General features: G+C 60.7%; 21 protein-coding genes. 17 read left to right on the top strand and 4 right to left on the bottom strand.

Annotated elements, in window-relative coordinates:
* Positions 1-34: 34 nt before the first annotated feature.
* Complete coding sequence (locus tag ODQ19_RS25870; RefSeq protein WP_330211595.1) at positions 35-751, bottom strand: 4'-phosphopantetheinyl transferase family protein; 717 nt, start codon at positions 749-751, stop codon at positions 35-37.
* Between the two features lie 138 nt (positions 752-889).
* On the opposite strand from ODQ19_RS25870, the gene ODQ19_RS25875 reads away from it, so the two are divergent.
* From ODQ19_RS25875 to ODQ19_RS25885, 3 genes are read left to right on the top strand one after another with little or no spacing between them, the layout of a single operon-like run.
* Positions 890-1,198 (top strand): hypothetical protein, encoded by a 309-nt coding sequence (locus ODQ19_RS25875; RefSeq protein WP_116668413.1) that lies wholly within the window; start codon positions 890-892, stop codon positions 1,196-1,198.
* 18 nt (positions 1,199-1,216) lie between these two features.
* A complete protein-coding gene (locus ODQ19_RS25880; protein ID WP_003193559.1) occupies positions 1,217-1,894 on the top strand; it encodes a response regulator in 678 nt (225 codons plus the stop codon).
* Entirely contained in the window at positions 1,891-3,237 is a 1,347-nt protein-coding gene (locus tag ODQ19_RS25885; RefSeq protein ID WP_330211596.1) for an ATP-binding protein, read from the top strand. Before ODQ19_RS25880 ends, ODQ19_RS25885 begins: the two co-directional genes overlap by 4 nt.
* A gap of 128 nt (positions 3,238-3,365) precedes the next feature.
* On the opposite strand, the gene ODQ19_RS25890 is transcribed toward ODQ19_RS25885, so the two are convergent.
* Entirely contained in the window at positions 3,366-4,364 is a 999-nt protein-coding gene (locus ODQ19_RS25890; protein WP_014719572.1) for an AraC family transcriptional regulator, read from the bottom strand.
* A 338-nt stretch (positions 4,365-4,702) separates the two neighbouring features.
* Between ODQ19_RS25890 and ODQ19_RS25895 the strand changes: the two genes are divergently transcribed.
* The 3 genes from ODQ19_RS25895 (at position 4,703) to ODQ19_RS25905 (ending at position 7,750) form a co-directional block, all read left to right on the top strand.
* Entirely contained in the window at positions 4,703-6,034 is a 1,332-nt protein-coding gene (locus ODQ19_RS25895) for a dicarboxylate/amino acid:cation symporter (protein ID WP_003189258.1), read from the top strand.
* 133 nt (positions 6,035-6,167) lie between these two features.
* On the top strand, positions 6,168-7,154 hold the full coding sequence (locus tag ODQ19_RS25900; RefSeq protein WP_330211597.1) for an XdhC family protein: 987 nt from the start codon (positions 6,168-6,170) through the stop codon (positions 7,152-7,154).
* Complete coding sequence (locus ODQ19_RS25905; RefSeq protein WP_330211598.1) at positions 7,151-7,750, top strand: nucleotidyltransferase family protein; 600 nt, start codon at positions 7,151-7,153, stop codon at positions 7,748-7,750. The genes ODQ19_RS25900 and ODQ19_RS25905 overlap by 4 nt, the downstream gene beginning before the upstream one ends.
* A 100-nt stretch (positions 7,751-7,850) precedes the next feature.
* Here the strand turns inward: ODQ19_RS25905 and rne are convergent, their stop codons facing one another.
* Positions 7,851-10,997, bottom strand: coding sequence for a ribonuclease E (gene rne / locus ODQ19_RS25910; RefSeq protein ID WP_330211599.1), 3,147 nt, complete (start codon positions 10,995-10,997; stop codon positions 7,851-7,853).
* A 766-nt stretch (positions 10,998-11,763) separates the two neighbouring features.
* Here rne and rluC point away from each other — a divergent pair.
* Genes rluC through ODQ19_RS25925 form a run of 3 tightly spaced genes read left to right on the top strand, consistent with a single transcriptional unit; the run spans position 11,764 to position 14,377 of the window.
* Positions 11,764-12,723 (top strand): 23S rRNA pseudouridine(955/2504/2580) synthase RluC, encoded by a 960-nt coding sequence (gene rluC, locus ODQ19_RS25915; protein WP_014719568.1) that lies wholly within the window; start codon positions 11,764-11,766, stop codon positions 12,721-12,723.
* Positions 12,710-13,372, top strand: a complete 663-nt coding sequence (locus ODQ19_RS25920) for an HAD-IA family hydrolase (protein WP_330211600.1) — start codon at positions 12,710-12,712, stop codon at positions 13,370-13,372. The genes rluC and ODQ19_RS25920 overlap by 14 nt, the downstream gene beginning before the upstream one ends.
* A 21-nt stretch (positions 13,373-13,393) precedes the next feature.
* Entirely contained in the window at positions 13,394-14,377 is a 984-nt protein-coding gene (locus ODQ19_RS25925) for a S49 family peptidase (RefSeq protein WP_330211601.1), read from the top strand.
* 133 nt (positions 14,378-14,510) lie between these two features.
* Here the strand turns inward: ODQ19_RS25925 and ODQ19_RS25930 are convergent, their stop codons facing one another.
* The gene (locus tag ODQ19_RS25930) at positions 14,511-15,089 is read right to left on the bottom strand and encodes a Maf family protein (RefSeq protein ID WP_116668170.1); all 579 of its coding nucleotides are present in this window, start codon (positions 15,087-15,089) and stop codon (positions 14,511-14,513) included.
* A 105-nt stretch (positions 15,090-15,194) separates the two neighbouring features.
* On the opposite strand from ODQ19_RS25930, the gene ODQ19_RS25935 reads away from it, so the two are divergent.
* The 8 genes from ODQ19_RS25935 to pabC all read left to right on the top strand — a co-directional run bounded on the left by ODQ19_RS25935 (position 15,195) and on the right by pabC (position 21,367).
* A complete protein-coding gene (locus tag ODQ19_RS25935) occupies positions 15,195-15,725 on the top strand; it encodes a YceD family protein (RefSeq protein ID WP_003175611.1) in 531 nt (176 codons plus the stop codon).
* 13 nt (positions 15,726-15,738) lie between these two features.
* Positions 15,739-15,921 carry a 50S ribosomal protein L32 gene (rpmF, locus tag ODQ19_RS25940; RefSeq protein ID WP_003179396.1) on the top strand — a complete coding sequence of 61 codons (183 nt, stop codon included), beginning with the start codon at positions 15,739-15,741 and terminating at the stop codon, positions 15,919-15,921.
* 4 nt (positions 15,922-15,925) lie between these two features.
* On the top strand, positions 15,926-16,936 hold the full coding sequence (plsX, locus tag ODQ19_RS25945) for a phosphate acyltransferase PlsX (protein WP_084479911.1): 1,011 nt from the start codon (positions 15,926-15,928) through the stop codon (positions 16,934-16,936).
* A 126-nt stretch (positions 16,937-17,062) separates the two neighbouring features.
* On the top strand, positions 17,063-18,001 hold the full coding sequence (gene fabD / locus ODQ19_RS25950) for an ACP S-malonyltransferase (protein WP_330211602.1): 939 nt from the start codon (positions 17,063-17,065) through the stop codon (positions 17,999-18,001).
* A 24-nt stretch (positions 18,002-18,025) separates the two neighbouring features.
* Positions 18,026-18,769, top strand: coding sequence for a 3-oxoacyl-ACP reductase FabG (gene fabG, locus ODQ19_RS25955; protein ID WP_003189275.1), 744 nt, complete (start codon positions 18,026-18,028; stop codon positions 18,767-18,769).
* Positions 18,770-18,960: 191 nt separating this feature from the next.
* Positions 18,961-19,197: an acyl carrier protein gene (gene acpP / locus ODQ19_RS25960; protein ID WP_003175607.1), complete on the top strand. Its 237-nt coding sequence runs from the start codon at positions 18,961-18,963 to the stop codon at positions 19,195-19,197.
* A 110-nt stretch (positions 19,198-19,307) separates the two neighbouring features.
* Positions 19,308-20,552, top strand: a complete 1,245-nt coding sequence (gene fabF / locus ODQ19_RS25965) for a beta-ketoacyl-ACP synthase II (protein ID WP_034128438.1) — start codon at positions 19,308-19,310, stop codon at positions 20,550-20,552.
* Positions 20,552-21,367, top strand: a complete 816-nt coding sequence (gene pabC / locus ODQ19_RS25970; protein WP_116668173.1) for an aminodeoxychorismate lyase — start codon at positions 20,552-20,554, stop codon at positions 21,365-21,367. The genes fabF and pabC overlap by 1 nt, the downstream gene beginning before the upstream one ends.

A 21,367-nucleotide genomic window follows, 5' to 3' on the forward strand; every position in this document is an offset into this window, starting at 1 on the left:
AGCGCCTGCGAGTTTTTCGCGAGCAAGCTCGCTCCTACATTGCGATAGCCACCAGGCTCAACAACTGCTCGCTTTGCACCACAAACTGCCCTTCCAGCTCTTTGCCATGCTTCCATTCTTCCGAAAGATCGGTCAGCAACCGCAACCGCACCCCCCCAGCCGCTGACCATTCCAACACCTCGGCATGCTCGAAATAAAAGCGCTTGTGCACGATCGGATAGAGCGCCTTGAACAGGCTTTCCTTCACCGAAAACGTCAGCGTCACCAGCAAGGCGTGTTGCTCACGGGGCAGGGCGGCCATGCGCTGGAGCTCATCGGCCGTCAAAATTTCCCCGGCCAGGCGTTCGGCCCGTTCCACTGCGAGCAGGTTCTCCAGGTCCATGCCCAGCCCGCGCCATTGCGCCTTGTGCCCGACAATCGCCGCAGCATGCCCGGTGCTGTGGGTGATGGAGCCACTGATATGCCCTGGCCAGACCGGGGCGCGGTCTTCACCGATGGCCGGGATGCAGGGCAGATGATCGAGTCGTTGCAGCGCTTCGCGGGCGCACAGGCGACCGGCGAGAAATTCCGCCTGGCGCTTGGCGACCGAGCGTTGGATGCTCGCGGGCGGTGGCACATCGCAGCGCTGGAAATCGCCGGGGTTCAATAGAGCCGGGTCGAATCGCGTGCTCAAAAACACCGTGCCCGGCAAAGAAACCGGCAACGGCCAATGATCATCGAGTGGGGTGCAGCAAGCGGGTAGGGGCGTCATGTGCGGTATTTTGCCGAGTTGGCGGGCCAGTGGATAGTCCGGTGCAGTTCAGCTGCGGTTCAGAGCCTGTTCAGGGGGAGTTCAGGGGCGCCTGCGTAGTCTGGACCCCACAGCCTAAACGCGTATGAGGTAACCACCATGACTGCGATCAAAAAGCTGATGTTGGCCTTGACCATGCTCGGCGCCACTGCCGGCGTGCAGGCGTCCGATGGCGCCTTTGCGGCCTTTGGCAGCGAGAAAACCAAAAAATCCAGCAACCTGATCCATCGTGTCAGCTTCGAAGATGCTGGCACTCAGGCCGCGCCGTGGGGCCAGGCCCTGGGCGCTACCTCTGCGCAACCGGACTATCGCAGCGGCTACACGCACCTGACCGGCCACTACAATGGCATAAAACTGCGCCCCCAAGAGCTGCAGGGCCGCTATGATATCCCCCTGTCGGCTAGTTGAATTGCAGTGGAGAACCTTATGAAATTGCTGGTGGTGGAAGATGAGGCGCTGCTGCGTCATCACCTGTTTACCCGCCTGACCGACAGCGGGCATGTGGTCGAAGCCGTGGCCAATGCCGAAGAAGCCCTGTACCAGACCGGCCAATTCAACCATGACCTGGCGATCATCGACCTTGGCCTGCCCGGTATGGGCGGCCTGGACCTGATTCGCCAGTTGCGCACCCAGACCAAGACCTTCCCGATCCTGATCCTGACCGCCCGCGGCAACTGGCAGGACAAGGTTGAAGGCCTGGCGGCCGGGGCCGACGACTACGTGGTCAAGCCGTTCCAGTTCGAAGAGCTGGAGGCGCGCATGAACGCCTTGCTGCGTCGCTCCAGCGGGTTTACCCAATCGACTATTGTTGCCGGGCCGCTGCTGCTGGACCTCAACCGCAAGCAAGCCTCCCTGGACGAGCAACCCTTGGCGCTGACCGCCTATGAGTATCGGATCCTCGAATACTTGATGCGCCACCATCAACAGGTGGTCGCCAAGGACCGCTTGATGGAACAGCTGTACCCGGATGACGACGAGCGCGATCCAAACGTGATCGAAGTGCTGGTCGGCCGCCTGCGCCGCAAGCTGGAAGGGCCGGCCGGGTTCAAGCCGATCGACACCGTGCGTGGCCTGGGCTACCTGTTCAATGAGCGCTGCCGTTGATTCGTTCGCTACGTGTGCGCCTGATGCTGGCGGCCGCCACCCTGGCCGTGCTGTTTATGCTCGGCTTGTTGCCGGCCATGCAAGGCGCATTTAGCCTGGCGCTGCAGGATTCCATCGAACAGCGTCTGGCGTCGGATGTGACCACTCTGATTTCCGCGGCGCGGGTCGACAATAACCGCCTGCTGATGCCGGCGCAGTTGCCCGATGAGCGTTTCAACCTCACCGACAGTCGGCTGCTGGGCTATATCTACGACCGTGAAGGCCATCTGGTATGGCGCTCGCGGGCGACCCAGGAAGAAAACATCAACTACAAACCGCGCTACGACGGGCGGGGCAACGAGTTTGCGCGGATTCGCGAGGCCAATGGCCAGGAATTCTTTGTGTATGACGTCGAGGTCCGGCTGCTGGGAGGCAAGAGCGCGGCGTTCAGCATTGTCGCCCTGCAGCCGGTACGCGAATACCAGCTGACCCTCGAAGGCCTGCGTGAAAACCTCTACCTCGGGTTTGGCGCGGCCTTGCTGGTGTTGTTGACGTTGTTGTGGCTGGGCCTGACCTGGGGCCTGCAAGCCCTGCGGCGCCTGAGCCATGAGCTCGACCAGATCGAAGGCGGCACCCGCGAAAGCCTCAGCGAAGAACACCCCCGCGAACTGCTGCGCCTGACCGGCTCCCTGAACCGCTTGCTGCACAGCGAGCGCGAACAGCGTGCGCGCTACCGCGACTCCCTCGATGACTTGGCCCACAGCCTGAAAACCCCGTTGGCGGTGTTGCAGGGCGTGAGTGAAGACATGGCCCAGCGCCCGGAAGAACGTAGCCAGGCGTGGGTATTGCAATCGCAGATCGAACGCATGAGCCAGCAGATCGGTTACCAGTTGCAGCGTGCCAGCCTGCGTAAAAGCGGCCTGGTGCGCCACCAGGTACGCCTGGAACCGGTGGTGCAAAGCCTGTGCGATACATTGGAAAAGGTTTATCGCGACAAGCGGGTCACCGTGACCTTTGATCTGCCCCAGGGCTGTGAGGTGCCCATCGAAAAAGGCGCCTTGCTGGAGATGCTCGGCAACCTGCTGGAAAACGCCTACCGCCTGTGCCTCAAGCAAGTGCGTATCAGCCTGCTGGAAAATCTCGATGGTATCGAGCTGTGTATCGAAGATGACGGCCCTGGCGTACCACCGGACCAGCGCGCACGGATCCTGCAACGCGGCGAACGGCTCGACCGCCAGCACCCGGGGCAGGGGATCGGGCTGGCGGTGGTCAAGGACATCATTGAAAGCTATCACGCGCGGTTGACGCTTGGGGATTCAGCGTTGGGTGGGGCGGCGTTCAGGATTCACTTTCCTGCCTTGTGATCTGCAGTGGCCTCATCGCAGGCAAGCCAGCTCCCACAGTTGATCGGGTTTACACAATTGGATGTGTGACTGCATTCAAATGTGGGAGCTGGCTTGCCTGCGATGAGGCCCTCCCAGCCAATACACCTCTAACTCTCCTGCGCTCTGTAGGCCCCCGGCGTCAACCCCGTCCACTTCTTGAACGCCCGATGAAACGCCGACGGTTCGGAAAACCCCAACTGCTCGGCGATCTCCTGCAAAGACAAATCCGCCCGCCCCAAGTGGTAAATGGCGATATCCCGGCGTAGCTCATCCTTCAATGCCTGAAAACTCGTGCCTTCTTCGCGCAGGTGGCGGCGCAGGGTCTGTGGGCTGATGTGCAGGTGCTGGGCAACGGCTTCCAGGTCTGGCCAGGGCGTGCGGTCGCGGCTCAGCAAGCGGCGCAACTGGCTGCTCAGGCTGTCGCCTTCATCCGGCCGGGACAACAAGTCGGCAGGGGAGCGCTGCAAGAAGTGCTTGAGGGTGCGTTCGTCCTGCAACAGCGGCAGGCTCAAGTAGCGGCTGGGAAACACCAGGCTGCTGGTCGGCGCACCGAACACCTGAGGGCAGGGGAACAGCAGGTCGTATTCACCGGCATGGGCCGGCATCGGGTAACTGAAGGTGGCCTGCTGCAGCCGGATACGCTGGCCGATCAACCAACTGCCCAGGCGATGCCAGATCACCAGCAGGCATTCACTGAGGAAGTGGTCCGGATCCCATAGTTGCGAGTCGTCCAGGCTCAGGCGCGCCATGTCGCCTTCTTTGGTCAGCTGCCAGCGGGGGCCTTGCGGGAACAGGCTATAAAACAATAAGCCGCGCTCCAGCGCCTTCTCCAGCGTGCGGCAATGGATCAGCGCGTGGCACATCATGGCGAAGGTGCCACGTTTGCTCGGCCCTTCGGCAAACCCCAGGTATTCGTCATCCAGCCCCAGCCAGAGCATTTGCAATAACCGGGTAAATTGCTCCGGAGCGATGCGGGCGCGGGGCTCGGTCAGCAGTTCCGGGGTGATGCCCACCTGCTGCAACACCCCCGAGTAGTCAAAACCGGCCCGGCGCGCACCGCCGAGGGCCGCTCGGGCGTAATGGCTGGCGATGGTACGTTCACGCATGCAAGGGCCTCGTCCATGGAGTGGCGGATGGTAGCCATCACCCGGCGGGGCGACAAGGCGGATATCCGCCAAATTGTAGGACGAGACAGGATGAGTGGGCGGAAATCCGCCACCCTGCTGCACGTCCCAGAGTCGCCCGTAAACCCCAAGCCCTGATGTCTAAAGGCCTTCAGCGCGTTTAAGCGAAGTGGCACGCTGTTTGCGATAAGGATTACAGCGCAGGCTTGTTCCTACAGGCTTCGCAAACAACAAATCCCTCCAGTGCAGGAGGGTTCGCAATTCAAGTGCCGTGGGCAATGGCGGATATTTGCCACACGGGACGATTGAGGAACTTTGCAATGACGACTCGTCAGCCAATCTACAAATCCCTGTATTTCCAGGTGATCGTCGCAATCGTTATCGGTATCTTGCTCGGCCACTTCTACCCGCAGACCGGCGTGGCCCTCAAGCCACTGGGTGACGGCTTTATCAAGCTGATCAAAATGGTCATCGCCCCGATCATCTTCTGCACCGTGGTCAGCGGTATCGCTGGCATGCAAAGCATGAAATCGGTAGGCAAGACCGGCGGCTACGCGCTGCTGTACTTCGAAATCGTTTCCACCATCGCCCTGCTGATTGGCTTGGTCGTGGTTAACGTGGTGCAGCCGGGGGCCGGCATGCATATCGATGTTGCAACCCTGGATGCTTCCAAAGTGGCGGCCTACGTCACCGCCGGTAAAGACCAGAGCATCGTCGGCTTTATCCTCAACGTCATCCCTAACACCATCGTCGGCGCCTTCGCCAACGGCGACATCCTGCAAGTGCTGATGTTCTCGGTGATCTTCGGTTTCGCCCTGCACCGCCTGGGTGCCTACGGCAAGCCGGTGCTGGACTTCATCGATCGCTTCGCCCACGTGATGTTCAACATCATCAACATGATCATGAAGCTCGCGCCAATCGGTGCCCTGGGCGCCATGGCGTTCACCATCGGCGCCTACGGTGTCGGTTCCCTGGTGCAGTTGGGCCAGTTGATGATCTGCTTCTACATCACCTGCATCCTGTTCGTGGTGCTGGTGCTGGGCGCTATCTGCCGCGCTCACGGTTTCAGTGTGTTGAAGCTGATCCGCTACATCCGTGAAGAACTGCTGATCGTACTGGGCACCTCGTCTTCGGAATCCGCACTGCCGCGTATGCTGATCAAGATGGAACGCCTGGGCGCGAAGAAGTCCGTGGTCGGCCTGGTTATTCCAACCGGTTACTCCTTCAACCTCGACGGTACGTCGATCTACCTGACCATGGCGGCCGTGTTCATCGCCCAGGCGACCGACACCCACATGGACATCACTCACCAGATCACCCTGCTGCTGGTGTTGCTGCTGTCGTCCAAAGGCGCGGCTGGCGTGACCGGTTCGGGCTTCATCGTACTGGCCGCCACCTTGTCGGCCGTTGGCCACCTGCCGGTTGCCGGCCTGGCGCTGATCCTGGGTATCGACCGCTTCATGTCCGAAGCCCGTGCCCTGACCAACCTGGTGGGTAACGCAGTTGCCACCATCGTTGTGGCCAAGTGGGTCAAGGAGCTGGACACCGACAAGCTGCAAAGCGAGCTGGCGTCTGGCGGTACCGGTATCTCCGAAACCCGCGAGCTCGATGACCTGGGCGTGGCTGAAGGCCCGGCGCCTGTCGTCAAGTAAGTGGCTGCTGGCGTGAACTGACGCCAACGCTATCCGTAAACGCCCCGACTGGTTCGGGGCGTTTGCGTTTCTGGCGGGATACAACGGATATTTTTGGTTTACAGTGAACGCGACAGTACTTACCGGAGGCCTGATGGACAGTGTGGATCTGAACGTCCTGCGCAGCGTGCTGCAATGGCGTCGCGCCGGGCAGCGCGTGATGTTGTACAGCGTGGTGCAAACCTGGGGCAGTGCGCCGCGCCCGCCGGGCGCAATGTTGGCCCTGCGCGGTGATGGCGTGGTGATTGGCTCGGTGTCGGGCGGTTGCATCGAGGATGACTTGATCGCGCGCCTGCAAGACGGCCGCTTGCCTGCTGACGGCCCGCCCGTGCAGTTGGTGACCTACGGCGTCACACGCGATGAGGCGGCACGTTTTGGCCTGCCCTGCGGCGGCACCCTGCGGCTCACCGAGGAGCGCGTGGAAGAGTGGGGGTGGGTCGAAGCGCTGCTGGCGCGTTGTGAAGATCATCAGATTGTCGCTCGCGAGCTGAACCTGGCCACCGGCGAAGTGACCTTGAGCGCCGCCAGCAAGACCGACGTGGTAAGTTTCGACGGCGAACACTTGCGCGCCATCTACGGTCCGCGCTGGCGCCTGCTGTTGATCGGTGCCGGGCAGCTGTCGCGTTACGTAGCGGAAATGGCGCGCCTGCTGGATTTCGAAGTGCTGATCTGCGACCCCCGCGAAGAGTTCGTCTACGGTTGGGAAGATCAGCATGGCCGCTTTGTGCCGGGCATGCCCGACGAGGCGGTGTTGAATATTCACACCGATGAGCGCACGGCTATTGTCTGCCTGACCCACGATCCACGGCTGGATGACATGGCGTTGCTGACGGCGCTGAACTCCACGGCGTTCTATATCGGCGCCCTGGGTTCGCGGGTCAATACCCAGAAGCGCCGGGAGAACCTGGCGGCGCTGGGCTTGTCGGCGGATGCGATTGCGCGCTTGCACGGGCCGATTGGTTTGCATATCGGCAGCCATACACCGGCGGAGATTGCCCTGTCGTTGATGGCGGAAATTGTCGCGATCAAGAACGGCGTGGCACCGATGCAGAAAAAACCTCTGGCGGTAGCGGCGCAGTGACCGTTACAGCGATTGTGTTGGCAGCGGGGCAGGGCAGTCGCTTTCGCGCCGAAGCCGGGGCGGATCAAGACAAGTTACTGGCTGCTTGCGTGGGGCTGGATGGCGTTATCCGGCCGGTCATCGAGCAGGTGCTGGTTAACCTGCCCGCGACGCTTGTTGAACGCTGGGTGGTGACCTCACCGGAGCGCCTTGAGGTGATTCGTTTAGCTGACGCGCACGGTTGCAAGGTCCTGCTGTTGGAATCGGCCGGTATGGGCGACAGCATTGCCGCCGCCGTTGCGGCCAGCGCCTCGGCGGATGGCTGGCTAGTGGTGCTGGGTGATATGCCGTTTATTCGATCCGCGACGATCGAGCGTGTGCTGGCCGATCCGGAAAACATCACAGTACCTGTGCATGCCGGGCAGTATGGGCATCCGGTGGCTTTTGGTCGTGTATTCGGGCCTGCATTGATGGCGTTGACCGGGGACCGTGGCGCGAAGCCTTTGTTTGCACAAGCACAGGTGCGGGGCGTACAGGTGGATGATCCTGGGGTGCTATGGGATGTGGACGTGCCGCAACGGTTGAGTTTCAGCGTCGAGCGCTCCTACAGGCATTAGGGCAAGCCCCTCCCGCACTTGAACAGCCGTGTGTTCGAATCTTTTGCAAAAAAAAGCCCCGCCTGATTGCTCAGGCGGGGCTTTTTAGTGGCGGATGGAATCAGACGAGGGGTTTAGGCTCTTCTTCCACGGCCTTGTGCTCTACCGCCTGGGCAGCCGCTGCGGCAGCTGCTTCGGCTTCCTTGCGGCGACGACGCACTTCACGTGGGTCGTTCGGCGCACGGCCATTTTCGGTGAGGGCGCTGGCAGGTGCAGCTTCAACTACAGGGGCGGCCACTTCGGCAACCACCGGGGCTTCAACTTCAACCACGGGCGCAGGCTCCACAACCGGCGTCGGCTCAACCACTGGGGCTGGCTCGGCGACGACTTCGGCAACCGGTGCCGGTGCTTCTTCTGCCACAGGGGCAGGTGCTGGCGCTTCAACCGGTGCGGCAGGTTCGGCAGTCCACTGGAAGGCGGCCTGTTCTTCGCGAACTTCACGCACAGCCGGGGCAGCTTCTTCGACCACCGGAGCTTCTACAGCCGCTTCGACTACTGGCTGAGGCTCAGCCAATGGAGCTGGTTCAACGGCAACCACGTCGGTTTCCGGCTGTGCATCGCGAACCGGTGCGACTTCCACTTCCGCAACCACTGGGGCTTCGACAGGGGTCGTGGCTTCAACGATTGGCGCTTCAACAGCCGGCGCTTCAACCGCTGGGGTCTCGGCCACTGGCGCTTCTACTGCAACGGTGTCTTCGACAGCGGCGGTAGCGCGTTCGGCTTGCTCGTGAGCCTGAGCTTCAGCAGGTGCGCTGATGACCGAGCTGGCAACGGCAGCGGTAACGGCCAAACCGGCAGCCAGTTCGGCGCCTGTTGGTTCGTTGTGGGCAGCTTCTGCGTTTTCGCCGGTTTCTTCCGAACCTTCGATTACGTTGCCGTTGGCATCACGCTGACGCTCACGACGGTTGCTGCGACGACGCTGACCACGGGAGCGGCGGCGTGGACGATCGCCTTCGGCGTTGTCCTGGCCGTCTTCCTGCAGTTGCTCTTCGCCGGTCAGTACTTCTTCTTCGCTGGCGGCAGCGGCTTGCTCGGCGCGTGGTTGACGCTCTTCACGTGGCGGGCGCGGTTGGCGCTCTTCGCGTGGTGCGCGCTCTTCACGCGGCTGGCGGGCCGGGCGTTCTTCGGTGGCAACGGCTGCGGCAGCGGCAGCGGCAGGTGCCGCGTCCAGAGGTTCGCGCAGTTCACGCACGCGTTCTTCACGCTCGCCACGCGGCTTACGATCTTCACGTGGAGCGCGTGGGGTACGTGGGGCGCGTTCTTCACGCGGTGCACGTTCTTCACGAGCTACGGTCGGGGTGTCTTCACGGGCTTCGCGAGGCGCACGCTCTTCACGTGGTGCCCGTTCTTCACGCGGAGCACGTTCTTCGCGAGGCTTGCGCTCTTCGTCACGGCGGCCGTTGCGGTTACGGCTCTGCTGGCGACCGTTGCGACGTTCTTCGTTGCGCGCCGGGCGCTCGGCGGCAGGTTTTTCAACCACAACCGGGGCAGCAGGCTCTTCCTTGGTGGCGAACAGGCTGACCAGCGACTTCACCAGGCCCTTGAACAGGCTTGGCTCAGGCAGGGCGGCTGGCGCGGCAACCGGGGCGGCGGCTTCGGTCGGTACCGGTGCGTTGGCGCGGGCCGGCGCAGTCTTGACGGCCGCTTCCTGGCGAACCAGGGTGCGGGTCGCAGCGGCTGGCTGGACTTCTTCGACTTCGGCAGCAGCTGCGGCGATTTCATAGCTGGACTGGCCGCTGTGGGCTTCCGGGCTGTCATCACGCAGGCGCTGAACTTCGAAGTGCGGCGTTTCGAGGTGATCGTTCGGCAGGATGACGATACGGGCACGGGTGCGCAGTTCGATTTTGGTAATCGAGTTGCGTTTTTCGTTGAGCAGGAAGGCGGCAACCGGAATCGGCACTTGTGCGCGTACTTCGGCGGTGCGGTCTTTCAGGGCTTCTTCTTCGATCAGGCGCAGGATCGCCAGGGACAGCGATTCAACGTCACGGATGATGCCGGTGCCGTTGCAACGCGGGCAGACGATGCCGCTGCTCTCGCCCAGGGATGGACGCAGGCGCTGACGGGACATTTCCAGCAGGCCGAAGCGCGAGATGCGGCCGACTTGCACGCGAGCGCGGTCAGCTTCCAGGCATTCGCGGACTTTCTCTTCCACGGCGCGCTGGTTCTTGGCAGGGGTCATGTCGATGAAGTCGATCACGATCAGGCCGCCGATGTCACGCAGGCGTAGCTGGCGGGCGATTTCTTCAGCCGCTTCCAGGTTGGTCTGCAGGGCAGTTTCTTCGATGTCGCTGCCTTTGGTCGCACGTGCCGAGTTGATGTCGATGGACACCAGGGCTTCGGTCGGGTCGATCACGATGGAGCCGCCGGAAGGCAGTTCGACTACGCGCTGGAAGGCGGTCTCGATCTGGCTTTCGATCTGGAAACGGTTGAACAGTGGCACGCTGTCTTCGTACAGCTTGATCTTGCTGGCGTACTGCGGCATCACCTGGCGGATGAAGGTCAGGGCTTCGTCCTGGGCTTCAACGCTGTCGATCAGCACTTCGCCGATGTCCTGGCGCAGGTAGTCGCGGATGGCGCGGATGATCACGTTGCTTTCCTGGTAGATCAGGAACGGCGCGGAACGATCCAGGGACGCTTCTTTGATAGCGGTCCACAGTTGCAGCAGGTAGTCGAGGTCCCACTGCATTTCTTCGCTGCTGCGGCCAAGGCCTGCAGTGCGCACGATCAGGCCCATGTCGGCCGGTGCAATCAGGCCGTTCAGCGCTTCACGCAGTTCGTTGCGTTCTTCGCCTTCGATGCGACGGGAAATACCGCCGGCACGTGGGTTGTTCGGCATCAGTACGAGGTAACGACCGGCGAGGCTGATGAAGGTGGTCAGGGCCGCGCCCTTGTTGCCACGTTCTTCTTTTTCGACCTGGACGATGACTTCCTGGCCTTCGCTCAGGACGTCCTTGATGTTCACGCGGCCTTCAGGGGCTTTCTTGAAGTATTCGCGGGAGATTTCTTTGAGGGGCAGGAAGCCGTGGCGCTCGGAGCCGAAATCGACAAAGGCAGCCTCAAGGCTTGGTTCGATGCGAGTGATACGGCCTTTATAGATGTTGGCCTTTTTCTGCTCGCGTGCACCAGATTCGATGTCCAGGTCGTAGAGGCGTTGGCCATCTACCAGTGCAACACGCAACTCTTCGGGTTGAGTTGCGTTAATCAGCATTCTTTTCATGTTGTACCGTCGGTTTCCGGGCTGCCGGAAACGGCGTTCGGCACACACGACTTCTCACGGTCGGTGTCAGGTGCGTCAAGAGTGGTTGGCCACTCCAGTGTCCAGCAAAATCGGCCAATTGGGCCGGTATCGCGACGGACGCGTCCTGCTCGTTAGCGGTGGTGACAAAGGCACCACTTCAACAAAAGCTAAGGTCAGGAGGAGGAATCAACCGGCGACTGTGGACGAGATGAAGCGTCTAAAACAAGCCTAGTGCTACACAGTCCGACGGTTGTGCATCTCCACCCTACACGTATCCCTGATAATTCGGGTGCTGCCGCGCGCAGAATCCGCAGCGGGTTGGCATTTACCGTGTTCTCCAATGGGGAGTCCACGCTCATGGCTAAACAAGACTAGGTGTGGGCGGTTGCGCTCTCACTCAGCTCTTAACAGGCGTTGTTTCCGAAGCATTCGCCATGGTCTGGCTCAAAACTGACTGCACTTTGTGAACTGGCCGTAAATATCGGCGCAAAAGGCGAGTATTCACTCTGCTTTCTGCACTCGCTTCAGGCCTCATGTCACCTGCGCTTGTTACAATCTTGAGCCTTCCTGGGTGGCGAAAGCCCCGTAGGACGGCCTCGCGTCCTGATGAATTGCGATGGTCAGGGCCGGCAGTTTGCCGCATGTCCTCTGTCCAGGCCGCTTTTGGCGGCGTTCGCGACTATAGCAGTAATGATTAAGTGCTTCAATTCCATAAAAAATTGTTATCATCGCCGCCATGACGACTACCACCCCCCCGACCCCCAGCGTCCAGCTGCTTGAGGTCTCGCCGGAATATGCCGGCCAACGCATCGACAATTTTCTCCTGGCCAGGCTCAAAGGCGTGCCCAAGACCTTGATTTACCGCATTTTGCGTAAAGGCGAAGTGCGCGTGAACAAAGGGCGCATCAAGCCTGAGTACAAGCTGCAGGCGGGCGATATCGTCCGTGTGCCGCCTGTGCGCGTGCCTGAGCGCGACGAACCGGTACCGCTGGCCCAGGGGTTGTTGCAGCGCCTGGAGGCGTCGATCGTGTTCGAAGACAACAAGCTGATCGTGATCAACAAGCCTTGTGGCATTGCGGTTCATGGTGGCAGTGGCTTGAACTTCGGCGTGATCGAAGCCTTTCGTCAGTTGCGCCCGGATTGCAAGGAGTTGGAACTGGTGCACCGCCTGGATCGTGACACCTCCGGCCTGTTAATGATCGCCAAGAAGCGCAGCATGTTGCGCCACTTGCACACCGCCCTGCGTGGTGATGGCGTGGACAAGCGCTACATGGCGCTGGTGCGCGGCAACTGGGCCAGCTCGATCAAGAGCGTGCGTGCGCCGTTGCAAAAGAGCAACCTGCGCTCCGGCGAGCGCATGGTCGAAGTGGACGAGGAGGGCAAAGAGGCCCTGACTCTGTTCAAGGTGCTGCGGCGCTTCGGGGACTTCGCCACGATGGTGGAGGCCAAGCCGGTCACCGGCCGTACCCACCAGATTCGTGTACACACCCTGCATGCGGGCCACTGCATCGCGGGTGACACCAAGTACGGCGACGAGGATTTCTCCAAGGAAATTCGCGACCTGGGCGGCAAGCGCCTGTTCCTGCACGCCTACATGCTCACCGTGCCGCTACCCGATGGCGGCGAGCTGAAATTGCAGGCGCCGGTCGATGAAATGTGGGCCAAGACCGTGGAGCGTTTGAGTGTCGCACCTTGACTACAAGCTGCTGATCTTCGATTGGGACGGGACGCTGGCCAATTCCATTGGTCGCATCGTCGAGTCCATGCACATGGCGTCGACCCGCTCGGGCTTTGAGTTGTGCACGGACCTGGCGGTCAAGGGCATTATCGGCCTGGGTTTGCCTGAAGCCATTCGCACCCTGTACCCCGACATCAGCGACGCTGAGCTGGTGGCGTTTCGGGAGCACTACGCCGACCACTACATTGCGCTGGAAGCTACCCCTTCGCCGCTGTTTGAAGGCGTGGTGCAATCGCTGGAAGCGTTTCGTGCCGAGGGTTATCACCTGGCGGTCGCTACCGGCAAGGCTCGTCGCGGCCTGGACCGTGTGCTCAAGGCTCACGGCTGGGAAGATTACTTTGATATCACCCGCGCTGCGGATGAAACCGCCAGCAAGCCTCATCCCTTGATGCTGGAGCAGATCCTTGCGCACTGTGGCGTTACGCCACGCGAGGCATTGATGGTTGGCGATGCGTCTTTCGACCTGATGATGGCGCGCAATGCGGGCATGGACAGCGTCGCCGTCAGCTACGGCGCCCAGTCTGCCGAGGCGTTGCAGCAATACGAGCCGAGGATGAAGATTGATCATTTTTCCGAACTGCAGGCCTGGCTCAGCCGGGCCCTATAAGTCTTTGCTGGGGTTAATGGCATGAGTGACGAGTGGAAGGCGCCTGAAAAGGCTGAGAGCAGTGATGATAAAAGCTGGAAGCTGCTGGAGAAGACCCTCCTGGCCAGCGTCCAGGAGCAGCGGCGTTCGCGGCGCTGGGGGATTTTCTTCAAGCTGCTGACCTTTGTATACCTGCTTGGGGTGCTGGCGCTGTTCAGTCCGCTGATGGACATGGAAAAGAGCGCTACCCGTGGTAGCCATTACACCGCCTTGATCGAGGTGCGCGGCGTAATTGCCGACAAGGAGCCTGCCAGTGCCGACAATATCGTCACCAGCCTGCGCGCGGCGTTTGAGGACCCCAAGGTCAAAGGCGTGGTCCTGCGCATCAACAGCCCAGGCGGTAGCCCGGTGCAGTCGGGTTATGTGTATGACGAGATTCGTCGTCTGCGCGCCTTGCATCCGGATACCAAGCTCTATGCTGTGATCTCCGACCTGGGTGCCTCGGGCGCCTATTACATTGCCAGCGCCGCAGACCAGATCTATGCCGACAAGGCCAGTCTGGTGGGCTCTATTGGTGTCACAGCGGCCGGTTACGGTTTTGTGGGTGCCATGGAGAAGCTGGGGGTGGAGCGTCGCACCTACACCTCGGGTGAGCATAAGTCGTTCCTCGATCCTTTCCAGCCGCAGAAGGCGGATGAAACCGCGTTCTGGCAGGGCGTGCTCGACACTACCCATCGTCAGTTCATTGCCAGCGTCAAGCAGGGCCGTGGTGACCGGTTGAAGGATAAGGAGCATCCGGAGCTGTTCTCCGGGTTGGTGTGGTCGGGCGAGCAGGCGTTGCCGCTGGGCTTGATTGACGGCTTGGGCAGTGCCAGCTCGGTGGCGCGGGATGTGATTGGCGAGAAGGAGTTGGTGGATTTTACGGTCGAGGAGTCGCCGTTTGATCGCTTCTCCAAGAAGCTCGGTGCCAGTGTTGCGGAGAAATTGGCGCTGTACATGGGCTTCCAGGGGCCGTCCCTGCGCTGAAATCTGAAGGCTGACATAGCTCAAAATGTGGGAGCGGGCTTGCTCGCGAAGGCAGTGGATCAGTCGCACTTGTATTGGCTGACACTCCGCTTTCGCGAGCAAGCCCGCTCCCACATTTGGTTTTGCAGTGTTCTTAAGGGGTTTTCACGCCTTCGGTCAGCAGCATGTCCACCAGTCGAATCAGTGGCAGCCCAACCAGGCTGGTCGCATCCGGTCCCTCGGTGCTCCGGAACAAGCTCACGCCGAGCCCTTCTGCTTTGAAGCTGCCCGCACAGTCATAAGGCTGCTCGATCCGCAGATAGCGCTCTATACGCTCTGCATCCAGTTCGCGCATGTGTACGGTAAACGGCACGCAGTCCACCTGGCAGCGCCCCGTCTCGCTGTTGAGCAGTGCCAGGCCGGTAAGAAAACTCACACGCTTGCCGCTGGCTGCCAGTAATTGCTCGCGGGCGTTTTCGAACGTATGGGGTTTGCCGATAATCCTGCCTTCCAGCGCAGCGACCTGATCGGAACCAATAATCAAATGACCAGGATGGCTGGCGGCGAGGGCGCGGGCCTTTTGTTCGGCCAGGCGCTTGACCAGTTCGATAGCGGATTCATCCGGGCGGTGGCTTTCGTCGATATCCGGCGAGCTGCAGGTGAACGGCAGGTGCAGGCGGCTCAGTAATTCCCGGCGATAAACCGAGCTGGACGCGAGTAATAAAGGCAGCATATACGTCTCCTCAAGGCAGTCGCCGATTCTAGCGATGTGACCGGCTGACGCACAGGGCTGAATTTCCTTTGACATGGCCGGGTGCATCCCTATAATGCTGCGCCTATGTTGAATGACCCGATTCCACCTCACGTTGACCCGCGCAAATTGGCTGATCGTGGCACCACCCTTCAAGGTGAAGTGCTGCTGGCCGATTTGGAGAGACTCTGCGACCCGCTTTCCGACACTGTCGGTACGGTGCAGGCGAAATTCGTTTTTGAACGAGATGAACGTAAATCTGTGGTAATCCACAGCGTTATCGACACCGAAGTCAAAATGGTTTGCCAGCGTTGTCTTGAGCTGGTCACCCTGCCGATCCACAGCGAATGCAGTTATGCTGTGGTGAAAGAGGGTGCGAATACCCAGTCGTTGCCGAAAGGTTATGACGTGCTGGAACTGGGCGAAGATCCATTGGATCTGCATGCACTGATCGAGGAGGAGCTTTTGCTCGCCTTGCCCATTGTGCCTGCTCATCATCCGGAAGAATGCCAGCAGCCGGAGGGTCTCGATGACGAGGCCGAGCCGAGCGAGGACGAGGTAACGCGGTCCAACCCGTTCAGTGTATTGGCGCAGTTAAAGCGTGACCCAAACGTTTAGGAGTTAATCAATTATGGCTGTTCAGCAGAACAAAAAATCCCGCTCCGCCCGTGACATGCGCCGTTCGCACGACGCTCTCGAGGCTAGCACCCTGTCCGTGGAAAAGACCACTGGTGAAGTTCACCTGCGTCACCACGTATCGCCAGAAGGCGTATACCGTGGCCGTAAAGTGATCGACAAGGGCGCTGACGAGTAATCACTTGTCTGCTCAAGTCATCGCGATTGACGCAATGGGCGGGGACTTCGGTCCCCGCAGCATTGTTCAGGCCTGCATTGCCAGCCTGTCTGCCACGCCCTCGCTGCACCTGACCCTCGTCGGTCAACCCTCCCTACTTGAAGAACTGATTGCCAGCCATCCGGCGGTGGATCGCGCGCGCCTGACGATTACGCCAGCCAGCGAAACCATTAGCATGGATGAAAAGCCGGCGGTTGCCCTGCGTGGCAAGCCCGACTCTTCAATGCGGGTGGCCCTTGAGTTGTTGCGTGATGGCAAGGTGCAAGCCTGTGTCAGTGCCGGTAATACCGGCGCGTTGATGGCCTTGTCGCGGCACGTGCTCAAAACCCTGCCGGGTATTGATCGGCCGGCGATGGTGGCGGCGATCCCGACGCAGAAGGGCTATTGCCAGTTGCTGGACCTGGGCGCCAATGTCGATTGCAGCGCCGAGCACCTGTTGCAGTTCGCCGTAATGGGGTCGGTGGCCGCCGAAGCGCTGGGCGTGGCCCGACCCCGGGTTGCCCTGTTGAATATCGGCACCGAGGACATCAAGGGTAACCAGCAGGTCAAGCTTGCCGCTACCTTGCTACAAAGCGCGCGGGGCTTGAACTACATTGGCTTTGTCGAGGGTGACGGTTTGTACCGTGGCGAAGCTGATGTGGTGGTGTGTGATGGATTTGTCGGCAATATTCTGCTCAAGTCCAGCGAGGGCCTGGCGACCATGATCGCCACGCGTATCGAAGCTTTGTTCAAGCGCAACCTGGCGTCACGTATGGTGGGTGCCTTGGCGCTGCCCCTGATGCGACGCTTGCAGGCCGACCTGGCGCCAGCACGGCACAACGGTGCAAGCTTTCTTGGCTTGCAGGGCATTGTGGTAAAAAGCCATGGCTCGGCCGGTGTGCTGGGCTTTCAAAGTGCAATTGCACGGGCCTTGATCGAGATTCAAGAGAACCTGCCGCAACGCTTGCATGGCCGTCTTGAGGACCTGTTGCCTTAGGCGAATTGGCCCGGGAGTGCTTAAATGTGACCGGCCAGTTCAATTGACCATCCAATCTGTCAGTTTCGTTCGCTCCCACCGTAGGCGCGAGCATTTTTGACGACCAGATCATTAGGGGCTTGTTACATGTCTACATCCCTCGCATTCGTCTTTCCAGGGCAGGGTTCGCAGTCCCTCGGCATGTTGGCTGAGCTGGGCGCGCAATTTCCGCTGATCCTGGACACCTTCAAGGAAGCTTCTGACGCCCTGGGTTACGACCTGTGGGCACTGACCCAGCAAGGGCCGGAAGCGATGCTCAACCAAACCGATAAGACCCAGCCGGCCATCCTGACCGCCTCGATCGCCCTGTGGCGCTTGTGGCTGGCAGAAGGCGGCGCGCGCCCTGCATTCGTCGCGGGTCACAGCCTGGGCGAATACAGCGCCCTGGTGGCCGCGGGCAGCCTGACCTTGGCTGAAGCGGTCAAGCTGGTCGAGCGTCGTGGTCAACTGATGCAAGAAGCCGTTCCGGCCGGGCAGGGCGGCATGGCCGCTATCCTGGGCCTGGACGACGCGGTGGTGATCGAGGCCTGCGCCGAAGCGGCGCAAGGCGAAGTGGTCAGCGCGGTGAACTTCAACTCCCCAGGCCAGGTGGTGATCGCCGGCGCCAAGGCAGCTGTCGAGCGTGCCATCGAGGGTTGCAAGGCCCGTGGCGCCAAGCGTGCCCTGCCATTGCCGGTGAGCGTACCGTCCCACTGTGAGCTGATGCGCCCGGCGGCAGAGCGTTTTGCCGAGTCTATCGCTGCCATCAACTGGCAGGCGCCGCAGATCCCGCTGGTGCAGAACGTCAGCGCGGCCGTGGCCGCCGACCTCGACACCCTCAAGCGCGACCTGCTGGAGCAACTGTACAAGCCAGTGCGCTGGGTTGAATCGGTCCAGACCCTGGCCGCCAACGGTGCCACCGAACTGGTCGAGTGCGGCCCGGGCAAAGTCCTGGCCGGCTTGAACAAGCGCTGCGCCGACGGTGTGTCGACCGCCAACCTCAATACCCCAGAAGCCTTCGCTGCCGCTCGCGCGGCACTGGCCTGAATCCCGTACTTAGGAGAAGCCTGCATGAGTCTGCAAGGTAAAGTTGCACTGGTTACCGGCGCAAGCCGTGGCATTGGCCAGGCGATCGCCCTGGAGCTGGGCCGTCAGGGCGCCGTTGTGATCGGCACCGCCACCTCTGCCTCGGGCGCCGAGCGTATCGCCGCGACCTTGAAGGAAAACGGCGTGCAAGGCACCGGTCTTGAGCTGAATGTGACCAGCGATGAGTCCGTGGCTGCCGTACTGGCCCAGATCACTGCTCAGTTCGGTGCGCCGGCTATCCTGGTGAACAACGCCGGGATCACCCGTGACAACCTGATGATGCGCATGAAAGACGACGAGTGGTACGACGTGGTCGATACCAACCTGAACAGTCTGTTTCGCCTGTCCAAGGGCGTTTTGCGCGGCATGACCAAAGCGCGTTGGGGCCGAATTATCAATATTGGCTCCGTAGTGGGTGCCATGGGCAACGCAGGCCAAGTAAACTATGCCTCTGCCAAGGCCGGTCTGGAAGGTTTCAGCCGCGCACTGGCGCGTGAAGTCGGCTCGCGGTCGATTACGGTCAACTCGGTGGCCCCTGGGTTCATCGACACCGATATGACCCGCGAACTGCCGGAAGCACAGCGCGAAGCCTTGCTGACGCAGATTCCGCTGGGCCGTCTGGGCCAGGCCCAAGAGATCGCGAATGTGGTCACTTTCCTGGCATCCGACGGTGCGGCATACGTGACTGGGGCTACAATCCCGGTTAACGGCGGGATGTACATGAGTTAAATTGTGACGGATCGCTTCAAAAAAATGTCATACGAGCTGTCTAAAATCCGTTATAAAGCTGCAACTTAATTTATAGGCAGGTGGTCGACCGGGTACAGGGTGAAGCTTTCAGTTGAAAAGCTGAAAAGGCTTTCTATACACTTACCCACTGGCCAGCTGCCTGAATTTGTCCATTAGGAGTTAAACAAGGTATGAGCACCATCGAAGAGCGCGTCAAGAAAATCGTCGCCGAGCAACTGGGCGTTAAGGAAGAAGAAGTGGTCAACACTGCTTCCTTCGTAGAAGACCTGGGTGCCGATTCCCTTGACACCGTTGAGCTGGTGATGGCTCTGGAAGAGGAATTCGAGACCGAAATCCCGGACGAAGAAGCTGAAAAAATCACTACTGTTCAAGCTGCCATCGACTACGTTACTAGCCACCAGGCGTAATAGTTTGTAGTCGTCGCTTGCTGTCAGGGAAAAACCGCACTGCTGTAAAGGCGTGCGGTTTTTTCTTTAGCGGCGATGAAAAGTGTCGTCATTAGAAAAAGGAGAGTGCTGTGTCGCGTAGACGCGTCGTAGTCACCGGTATGGGTATGTTGTCGCCACTGGGTACGGATGTGCCGAGCAGTTGGCAGGGCATTCTGGCTGGCCGCAGTGGTATTGGTCTGATCGAACACACGGACCTTTCTGCCTATTCCACCCGTTTTGGCGGCTCGGTAAAGGGCTTCAATGTCGAGGAATATCTCTCGATCAAAGAGTCCCGCAAGCTCGACCTGTTCATTCAGTACGGCCTGGCTGCCGGTTTTCAGGCAGTGCGTAACGCCGGCCTGGAAGTCACCGACGCCAACCGTGACCGCATCGGCGTGGCCATGGGTTCAGGTATTGGCGGTCTGACCAATATCGAAGAAACCAGCCGCACGCTGCATGAGACTGGCCCACGTCGAATTTCACCGTTCTTCGTACCGGGCTCGATCATCAATATGATTTCCGGCTTCCTGTCCATTCATCTGGGTGCACAGGGACCTAACTACGCAATCGCCACGGCGTGTACCACAGGTACCCACTGCATCGGCATGGCGGCGCGCAACATCGCCTACGACGAAGCCGACGTGATGATCGCTGGCGGCGCCGAAATGGCCGCGTGCGGCCTGGGCATGGGCGGCTTCGGCGCGTCCCGTGCACTGTCGACCCGCAATGACGAGCCGACCCGTGCCAGCCGTCCGTGGGACAAGGGCCGTGACGGCTTCGTGCTGTCCGACGGTGCCGGTGCGCTGGTACTCGAAGAGCTGGAGCACGCCAAGGCGCGTGGCGCCACCATCTATGCAGAGCTGATTGGGTTTGGCATGAGCGGCGATGCTTACCACATGACCTCGCCGCCGTCCGACGGTGCGGGTGCTGCGCGTTGCATCACCAATGCCCTGCGCGATGCGAAGGTCAACCCCAACCAGGTGCAGTACATCAACGCCCATGGCACTTCGACCCCGACCGGCGACCTGGCGGAAGCCGAGGCTATCAAGTCGGTGTTCGGCGAGCATGCCTACAAGCTGGCGGTCAGCTCCACCAAGTCCATGACCGGCCATCTTCTGGGTGCGGCGGGCGCGGTCGAGGCGATCTTCAGCGTGATGGCAATCAGGGATCAGGTCGCTCCGCCGACCATCAACCTTGATGAGCCTGACGAAGGCTGCGACCTGAACTTCGTGCCCCACGAAGCGCAACCCATGCCGATCGACGTGGCGATTTCCAACTCGTTCGGTTTCGGTGGCACCAACGGTTCCCTTGTGTTCCGCCGGTTCGCCGAGTGATGCACAGCTGGGTCGACGGTCAGCCAGCGGACAACGTGCCCCTGAAAGATCGCGGCCTGGCCTATGGCGATGGGGTGTTCGAGACCATCGCCGTCAAGGCCGGGCAGCCGTTGCTGCTCGACCGTCACCTGCAACGCCTGGAAGAGGGTTGCCGGCGTTTGGCATTGGTGGCGGATCACGGGTTGATTCGCCACGAAGTGCTGAGCTTCGCCGCCGCCCTTGGCGACGGTATTCTCAAATTGATCCTCACCCGTGGCGACAGCTTGCGCGGTTATGGCATCAACCCTGGCGCTCCGGTGCGCCGTATTTTGCAGGGCAGTGCGCGCGCTGCTTATCCCCTTGCCTATGAAGTCGACGGCGTCCGCCTGTTTGCGTGTGTCACGCGCTTGGCGCAGCAGCCGCTGCTGGCCGGTATCAAGCACCTCAATCGCCTGGAGCAGGTGATCGCGCGTGCCGAATGGCAAGATACCGAACATGCCGAAGGCCTGATGCTGGACATGTCTGGCCGGGTGATCGAAGGCATATTCAGCAACCTTTTCCTGGTACGCAACGGCTTGTTACTAACCGCTGATCTGAGCCGTTGTGGCGTTGCCGGCGTAATGCGCGCCGAAGTGCTGGCTCAGGCACAAGCGCTGGGCGTCCCGGTGGCCGTGGCCGACATCAGTGTTGAGCAGTTGCAACAGGCCGATGAGGTCTTCGTCTGCAACAGCGTATATGGCATTTGGCCGGTGCGTGGTTGCGCTGCGATGAGCTGGCCGGTTGGGCCACTCACCCGTAAACTGCAGGGCATTGTTCGCGCGCTATTGGATATTTGA

Origin of the sequence: Pseudomonas sp. AM4(2022) (assembly GCF_036346515.1) — a bacterium.
GTDB classification, from domain to species: Bacteria; Pseudomonadota; Gammaproteobacteria; order Pseudomonadales; family Pseudomonadaceae; genus Aquipseudomonas; species Aquipseudomonas paracarnis.

Coding starts and splice junctions, on each gene's coding strand:
- ODQ19_RS25875 (WP_116668413.1), top strand. CDS start 890: ATGACTGCGATCAAAAAGCTGATGTTGGCCTTGACCATGCTCGGCGCC.
- rne (WP_330211599.1), bottom strand. CDS start 10,997: ATGCTGATTAACGCAACTCAACCCGAAGAGTTGCGTGTTGCACTGGTA.
- ODQ19_RS25895 (WP_003189258.1), top strand. CDS start 4,703: ATGACGACTCGTCAGCCAATCTACAAATCCCTGTATTTCCAGGTGATC.
- ODQ19_RS25870 (WP_330211595.1), bottom strand. CDS start 751: ATGACGCCCCTACCCGCTTGCTGCACCCCACTCGATGATCATTGGCCG.
- fabD (WP_330211602.1), top strand. CDS start 17,063: ATGTCTACATCCCTCGCATTCGTCTTTCCAGGGCAGGGTTCGCAGTCC.
- ODQ19_RS25935 (WP_003175611.1), top strand. CDS start 15,195: ATGTTGAATGACCCGATTCCACCTCACGTTGACCCGCGCAAATTGGCT.
- acpP (WP_003175607.1), top strand. CDS start 18,961: ATGAGCACCATCGAAGAGCGCGTCAAGAAAATCGTCGCCGAGCAACTG.
- rluC (WP_014719568.1), top strand. CDS start 11,764: ATGACGACTACCACCCCCCCGACCCCCAGCGTCCAGCTGCTTGAGGTC.
- fabG (WP_003189275.1), top strand. CDS start 18,026: ATGAGTCTGCAAGGTAAAGTTGCACTGGTTACCGGCGCAAGCCGTGGC.
- ODQ19_RS25930 (WP_116668170.1), bottom strand. CDS start 15,089: ATGCTGCCTTTATTACTCGCGTCCAGCTCGGTTTATCGCCGGGAATTA.
- pabC (WP_116668173.1), top strand. CDS start 20,552: ATGCACAGCTGGGTCGACGGTCAGCCAGCGGACAACGTGCCCCTGAAA.
- rpmF (WP_003179396.1), top strand. CDS start 15,739: ATGGCTGTTCAGCAGAACAAAAAATCCCGCTCCGCCCGTGACATGCGC.
- ODQ19_RS25900 (WP_330211597.1), top strand. CDS start 6,168: ATGGACAGTGTGGATCTGAACGTCCTGCGCAGCGTGCTGCAATGGCGT.
- ODQ19_RS25880 (WP_003193559.1), top strand. CDS start 1,217: ATGAAATTGCTGGTGGTGGAAGATGAGGCGCTGCTGCGTCATCACCTG.
- ODQ19_RS25925 (WP_330211601.1), top strand. CDS start 13,394: ATGAGTGACGAGTGGAAGGCGCCTGAAAAGGCTGAGAGCAGTGATGAT.
- ODQ19_RS25890 (WP_014719572.1), bottom strand. CDS start 4,364: ATGCGTGAACGTACCATCGCCAGCCATTACGCCCGAGCGGCCCTCGGC.